The sequence below is a fragment of the Ornithinimicrobium sp. genome (assembly GCF_051004135.1).
Lineage (GTDB): Bacteria > Actinomycetota > Actinomycetes > Actinomycetales > Dermatophilaceae > Ornithinicoccus.
Window position 1 is genome coordinate 1 of the sequence record NZ_JBPCKQ010000136.1, and the last position, 6,423, is coordinate 6,423.

Genomic DNA, 6,423 nt, shown 5'->3' on the forward strand with positions numbered 1-6,423 from the left:
CGCGTGCGCGCTGCCGCATCGGCTCCGAGCGGCCCGGCGCCTCGCTCTGGTGCTAGTCCGCAAGCGGATCCTCCTGCGGGATGGCGTCTACGGCGTGTCTGCGGTACCTCGCGGGACGATCCAGTGCGCCTCCTGACCGCTCACCGAGGCGATGAGGTCGTACTCGTGGTCGTAGTGCAGCACGGTCACACGGTGTCGCTCGGCCGTGGCTGCGATTAGCAGGTCAGGTAGTGCTGCGCCGCGGTGCTCGCTCCGCGTGGCGAGCGCAGCCTGCACTTCCAGCGCGCGCTGCCACACCTCATCCGGCATGGCCAACTGCTCGAAACCATCGTGCAACTGCCGTTGGCGGCGGACGTAGTCAGCTGGACTTCGCGCCGAGAACAGCACTTCGAGTTCGACCATGCCACACGTCGCGACCTCGCCAGCTTCGATGAGCGGGGAGAGCGAGGCGTCGACCGCAGGACGATCAAGGCGGGACAAGGCGCTCGTGTCGGCCAGATACCGCGCTACCGCCGCCACGCTCGGTCCATCACCGTGTCATCCGTAGCGTCGGAGATGGCCCCAGCGCGAGCATCGTCCAGGAACTGTCGGCGCGCGTCGAGAGCAACCACCTGGGCAAGCGCAGCGTTGACGGTGTCCTTCTTCGTCCCGGTACGAAGCAGTACCCGGGCGCGTTCGAGCAATTCATCGTCAGCGTCGATCAAAGTACGTGTCACCGGCATCTCCCAGATCGCGAGCGGATATCAAGATCGTACCTCAGTTGATATCTGTGCCTGCCCGGTCACCGATCGACTACCGGCGCGGGGATGGGCGCCGGTAACCACCGATGCCGTGCCGGGTGAGGAGGGGCGGGTTGTCAGCGGGGCTGGTCGAGTTCCCCGTCGAGGAGGTCCATGAGCAGGCCGTCGTGCCATCCGACACCGTCGGCGTCACGCTCGTAGCGGCGCATAATCCCGACGGGTCGAAAGCCCACCGCTGCGTATCAACGGATGGCTGGCTCGTTGTCGGCCGCTGGGTTGATCACCAGCCGGTGATGGCCCCGGTCGCGCACCAGGTGGCGCGCCAGCGTGGCCACCGTGTCGCGGCCGACACCACGTCCGTGCACGGCGGGGTCGAGGAAGATGTCGATCGAGGCGTGCCGGTAGTCGGGCTCGTCTTCTTCGCCGTACTGCACCATCCCGCGCACCGCCCCTTCACGCAGCACGGCGAAGCGAGTGGCCGACGAGTCGTCGAAGGGCCACCGCGGCGAGGCGTCCTCATCTCGCCAGCGCGCCGCACCTCCGGCGTGGCGAGGATGCGGCGCAGCTCCGGTACGTGCTCAGCGGCAACGGGCACCAGCACGACACACTGTCCACGGAGCGTCGCAGTTCCGGTCACGCAGGTGCTCGGTGACACGAGAACGGCGGGCAGCAGCCCGTGAGCAGCCTGCCGCCCGTCACCACGAGGTGTTCCACCTCGTCATCATGGCTTAGCTGGGGTCCACCGTCGCCGGGCCTGGTGGTCCCGCAGCGGGATGGGCGGGACGGTGCGTTCCTGAGAAGGGCCCCTCGGATCAACTGGCAGCACACCCAGCAAGCATCAGGCACGACGCGGAGACCCTGATGGGCTGGGACTACCAGGCAGGCCATCCCTCGCGACACCCGGGCGGCGCGGCCGCGGCACGTTCTCGGACCGGCGTCCGAACTTCTCACGTGGCATCGGTGCCCGCACGCCGCCCGGCGGGCCGCGCCCAGCGGTTCTGGATGGTGGCCACGATGCCGGCGATAACGCCGGTCGCAGTGCCCAGGAAGACGACCAGGGTGCCGACGAAGACGTCGAGCTCGCCCGGGTCGCCGAGCTGCTGCCTGGCGTCGGGTGCGACGACGGCTCCGACGACGATGACGAGCGGTGGGACGGCACCGGCCGCTGGACCCCACCACCGGCTCACCAGGGCCGTCACGGCGATCCCCGCCCCCAAGATGAACAGAGCCGGGGGAACGGTCGGGAAGTCGACGCCGACACCCGTCACCGCCTGGACAAGGACGGCGAGCCAGGCGACGGCGAGTGCGCTGACCTCGAGACGGCGGGCTGTGGACCAGGGGTTGGGCCGGGACATCAGGACTCCTGCGTGTCGTAGGTGAGAGGGGCCGAGGGAGCGTTGCGGCGGCAGCTCACGCCAGATCCCGCCGCCGGATCATCACCGCACCGAGGACCAGGAACGTGGCCAGGTAGGCCAGCAGCACCGAGGCCGCCGTCCCGCCGTCGAGGACGGTCAGCACGCCGGGGGTGCTGTCGCCGTCGCCCCCGGCGCCTGGCGCGCCGACCATCGCGCCGACCAGCGATCCCGCCGCCGTCCCGGGCAGGTGGTCGGTGACGACCGACAGCCCGCCGATCAAGCCCGAGACGCCGCGGAGCAGGTTCTCGACCACCAGTGCCCAGACCAGGCCGAGGCCGACCGCGAGTGCGGGGCTCTTGGTCAGGACGCCGATCAGCACCCCGGCGGCGGTCCACATCCCGAGGACTAGCACGCCCGCACCGACCGACTCGGCCATCTCGACGAGCGGCGGCACTGCCAGCGGCTGCGACTCGACGGCAGCCAGCACGTTGGAGATGCCGAGGTCGATGACGGCGGTGGCCAGCACGACGCCGACGACGACGAGGGCCAGGGCGACGATGGTGCCGCCGAACGCAGCCACTCGCCCGGGGCCCTGCGTGAGGACGGTCTTCCAGGTGCCCCAGCCGAAGCCGCTTCCAGCGGCGAGCGCTCCCAGGATCATCAGGATGGCGCCGCCGAACATCGGCATGCCCTGTACGAGCGCCTCCGGCACCGCCGCGGGCAGGACGTCGGCCAGCAGGGCCTCGGCCGGGACGCCCTCCGTCACCGGGGACGACGCGTCGCCGGTGACGTACGCGATGTAGTTGAAGGCGTACACGAACGCCAGGTTCAGGCTGATCCACGACCCGACCAGGACCCATAGCGCTGGCCAGCGGCGCAGCCTCAGAAGCTCGGCCCGGGTGCTTGCCACCAGCGCGTTCATCGTGACACCTCCAGTGTCTCGAGCGTGCGTACCTCGTGCTGATGGTTCGAGCTCGTTCCGGTCATCTCGAAGAACACCTCTTCCAGCGATCGTTCGACGGCCCGGATCTCGAGCACGTCCACCCCGTCGGCCACCAGCTCGCGGGTCAGCGCAGGGACCACCGACGGGTCGGCCTGCACCCGCAGCTCCCCGCGGGTCTCCGCCCCGGTCCCGGCCGAGCCGACAACCTCGACGGCGTCGTCACCGCCCACCCGCATCGCCACGGCGAGAGCCCGGTCGAACGGCGCGGCCACCAGCTTCACGGCACTGGCGCCGCGCAGGTCCGTCACCGTGCTCTCGGCCAGCAGGCGCCCGCCGGCGATCACGCCGACGCGGTCGCAGATCTCCTGCACCTCGCCCATCAGGTGGCTCGACAGCACCACGGTCTGTCCGCCGGCGGCGACGTCGACGACGAGCGAGCGCATGTCGGCCATGCCTGCCGGGTCGAGCCCGTTCGTCGGTTCGTCGAGGACCAGCAGGGCCGGCCCTCCGAGCAGTGCGGACGCCACGCCCAGGCGCTGCTTCATCCCGAGCGAGTAGGAGCCGAACCTGTCGCGGGCACGGCTGGTCAGGTCGACGCGGTCGAGGACGGCGTCGACCGCAGGGTCATCGAGGCCCTGGTACCGCGCCATCACGCGCAAGTTGTCGCGGCCGGTCAGGTACGGGTAGAACCCGGGCCCCTCGACCAGGGCGCCGATCCGGGCGACGGCCTTCGGGCTGCCCGGCGATGACCCCAGCACAGTCGCGTGGCCGCCCGTGGGTCTGATCAACCCCAGCAGCATCCGCAGCGTGGTCGTCTTGCCTGCGCCGTTGGGGCCGAGGAACCCGTACACCTCCCCTCGGCGCACGGTCAGGCTCACGGCGTCGACCGCGAGGCGGTCGCCGTAGCGCTTGGTCAGTCGGTCGGTGGTCACGATGGTCTCGCTCATGCCGACCACGTTGCTGCCTCGCCACGTCACGCCGCATCGGCGCGTGAGCGGCTTCTGACGTACGCCGATCTACGTACGGTAGGCCGTCGCTCGGATGACGACCGGGGCCGACCGGCTGGCCTATCATCGCCGGGTGACCGTCGGACGCACGCCACCACCAGCTCCGGAGCGAGGCCTCCGGGACTGGTGGTGGGACCTGGTGCCCGCGCTTCCGCTGCTCCTGGTGGGCATGGTCGGAACTGGACAGGCCGCGCAGAACCAGCTGGACCAGGTGCAGGCCCTCGACGCGCTCGCGTACCTGCTGGTCGCCGTCGCGGGACTTTCGCAGCTGTTGCGGCGCCGCGCGCCGGTCGTCGGGCTGGTCGTCTGCGGGGTCGCGGTGTCGGTGTACCTGGCGATGGCTTACCCGTTCGGGCCGATCCTGCTGACCGGTCCCGCCGCCGCCTACGCGGTCGCGACCCGGCTGCCATGGCGACCCGCTGTCGGCTGGGGGGTAGGTTTCGTGGCCGTCACCACCGCAGCCGCATCCCCGCACTTCGTCGGCCAGAGCTCCGAGGGATGGCTGGCTTACCTGGTCTGGGCAGGCACCTGGACCGCGGTGGTCGCCGCCCCCGCAGCGGTCGGTGCCTCCCTGGCGCTGCGTCGCCGGTCCGAGGCCGGTGTCCGCGCCGAGCAGGCGCGCCGCGCCGCGTCTGAGGAGCGGTTGGAGATGGCCCAGGACGTGCACGACGGCGTCGGCCACGGCCTGGCGGTGATCGCCCTGCACGCGGGTGTCGCGCTGCACGTGCTCGACCGTGACCTCGAGCGGGCCCGCGAGCTCCTGACCTCCATCCAGGCCACCAGCCGCGAGTCGCTGGACGGCCTGCGCGCCGACCTCGAGCGACTGCGCTCGACCGGCAGCCCCGGCGCGGCTACCCGCCGGCCTGCGCCCGGGCTGGACGACATGCCCCAGCTGCTGGCCCGGATGCGTGACGGCGGGCTCGTCGTGCACGACGAGATCGATCGTCCGGCGTCGCTGCCGCCGGACGTGGACGCGGCGGCGTACCGGATCGTGCAGGAGTCACTGACCAACGTGCTTCGCCACGCCGGCGCGGCGGCTGCGTGGGTGAGGGTGGCCCCCCGCGGCGGCGCCGTCGTGATCGAGGTCCGTGACCGGGGGGTGACCAGGACCGACACGGACGGCACGGACGGCGTCCCGGTCGGCACCGGCATCGCCGGGATGCGCCAACGCGCCTCAGCCGTCGGCGGAACGCTGCACGCCGGTCCGGCAGCCGAGGGCGGCTTCGTCGTCCGCGCGGAGCTCCCGATCGCGGTGACCGCCGAGGTCGCGGTGACCCCGTGGTGAGGTGCCCGTGGTGAGGGGCCCGTCGTGATCCGGGTCGCGGTCGTCGACGATCAGGCGCTGGTGCGGATGGGACTGCGGGCCCTGATCGAGACCGAGCCCGACACCGAGCTGGTGGGGGAGGCTGCCGACGGACTGGCGGGGATGGAGCTGGTCCGCGCCAGCGTCCCCGACGTCGTCCTGATGGACATCCGAATGCCCGCGCTGGACGGTCTGGGCGCGCTGCGCCAGATCACCTCCGACCCGGCACTGACCTGCGTGCGCGTGATCATGCTGACCACGTTCGAGCTCGACGAGTACGTGTTCGAGGCCCTGGCCGCCGGGGCCAGCGGCTTCGTGCTCAAGGACGGCGACCCTTCCGAGCTGCTGACAGCGGTCAGGGTCGTCTCCGACGGCGGCTCCCTGCTGTCGCCGACGGTGACCAGGCGGGTGATCGAGCAGTTCGCCGGCTCGCCCTCCCGCCGGACGGCACCGCACCCGGGCATCGCCGACCTGACCGAGCGTGAGCGGGAGATCGTCGCGTGGGTGGCGACCGGACGCTCGAACGACGAGATCGCTGCCGCCCTGGTGCTCAGCCCCGCGACGGTGCGCACCCACGTGAGCCGGTCGATGCTCAAGCTGCGGGCCAGGGACCGGGCCCAGCTGGTCGTGTTCGCGATCGAGTCCGGCTGCACCATCCCGTGATGCACAGGCCACGGCCACGGCCAGCATGACGTCGTCAACGCCTACGGCGGAACGCCATACGAAGCCGTTGACGCAGGCCACCGCGGCCCGCAGCCGCGCCGAGGCGGTGCCCGTTAGCCGATCCCTTGTGACACAAGGTCCGGGCTCGGTCAGCGAGGACGGTGGCCTCACACCGCTCGAACGTGATCGCGTCGGACCCGGCCCGCAGCCGCGCCGAGGCGGTGCCCGTTAGCCGATCCTCTTGCGGACACGCTGGGGTTGCACTACAAATCGTTCGCGGGACGGGACGACGTCGGCAACAGTGTGCGCATGACCTCCCCCTCGATCAGGCCCGGTACGCAGCCATGCGCTGGAACACGCCGCTGTCGGTCGATCATGCCGCGCTGCTCGTGGACCGGCTCGAGGTCGGGCC

At 71.3% G+C, this 6,423-nt stretch carries 7 protein-coding genes and 1 pseudogene; 2 read left to right on the forward strand and 6 right to left on the reverse strand.

The genetic code is table 11. From position 1 onward, the window contains the following. Positions 1-87: 87 nt before the first annotated feature. From ACR2FV_RS09030 to ACR2FV_RS09055, 6 genes and pseudogenes are all read right to left on the reverse strand, one after another. The gene (locus tag ACR2FV_RS09030; protein WP_434015360.1) at positions 88-519 is read right to left on the reverse strand and encodes a PIN domain nuclease; all 432 of its coding nucleotides are present in this window, start codon (positions 517-519) and stop codon (positions 88-90) included. After that, positions 507-722, reverse strand: coding sequence for a type II toxin-antitoxin system VapB family antitoxin (locus ACR2FV_RS09035; RefSeq protein ID WP_434015361.1), 216 nt, complete (start codon positions 720-722; stop codon positions 507-509). The genes ACR2FV_RS09030 and ACR2FV_RS09035 overlap by 13 nt, the downstream gene beginning before the upstream one ends. Before the next feature lie 134 nt (positions 723-856). Then, positions 857-1,377: pseudogene (locus tag ACR2FV_RS09040) on the reverse strand (GNAT family N-acetyltransferase). Positions 1,378-1,687: 310 nt separating this feature from the next. Further along, the gene (locus ACR2FV_RS09045; RefSeq protein WP_434015362.1) at positions 1,688-2,095 is read right to left on the reverse strand and encodes a hypothetical protein; all 408 of its coding nucleotides are present in this window, start codon (positions 2,093-2,095) and stop codon (positions 1,688-1,690) included. Positions 2,096-2,150: 55 nt separating this feature from the next. Next, positions 2,151-3,017, reverse strand: coding sequence for an ABC transporter permease (locus ACR2FV_RS09050; protein WP_434015363.1), 867 nt, complete (start codon positions 3,015-3,017; stop codon positions 2,151-2,153). Then, a complete protein-coding gene (locus ACR2FV_RS09055; protein ID WP_434015364.1) occupies positions 3,014-3,985 on the reverse strand; it encodes an ABC transporter ATP-binding protein in 972 nt (323 codons plus the stop codon). The genes ACR2FV_RS09050 and ACR2FV_RS09055 overlap by 4 nt, the downstream gene beginning before the upstream one ends. 133 nt (positions 3,986-4,118) lie before the next feature. Between ACR2FV_RS09055 and ACR2FV_RS09060 the strand changes: the two genes are divergently transcribed. Both ACR2FV_RS09060 and ACR2FV_RS09065 read left to right on the forward strand, forming a co-directional pair. Further along, entirely contained in the window at positions 4,119-5,330 is a 1,212-nt protein-coding gene (locus ACR2FV_RS09060; RefSeq protein WP_434015365.1) for a sensor histidine kinase, read from the forward strand. A 24-nt stretch (positions 5,331-5,354) separates the two neighbouring features. Beyond that, entirely contained in the window at positions 5,355-6,011 is a 657-nt protein-coding gene (locus ACR2FV_RS09065; RefSeq protein ID WP_434015366.1) for a response regulator transcription factor, read from the forward strand. The last annotated feature ends 412 nt before the right edge of the window (positions 6,012-6,423 follow it).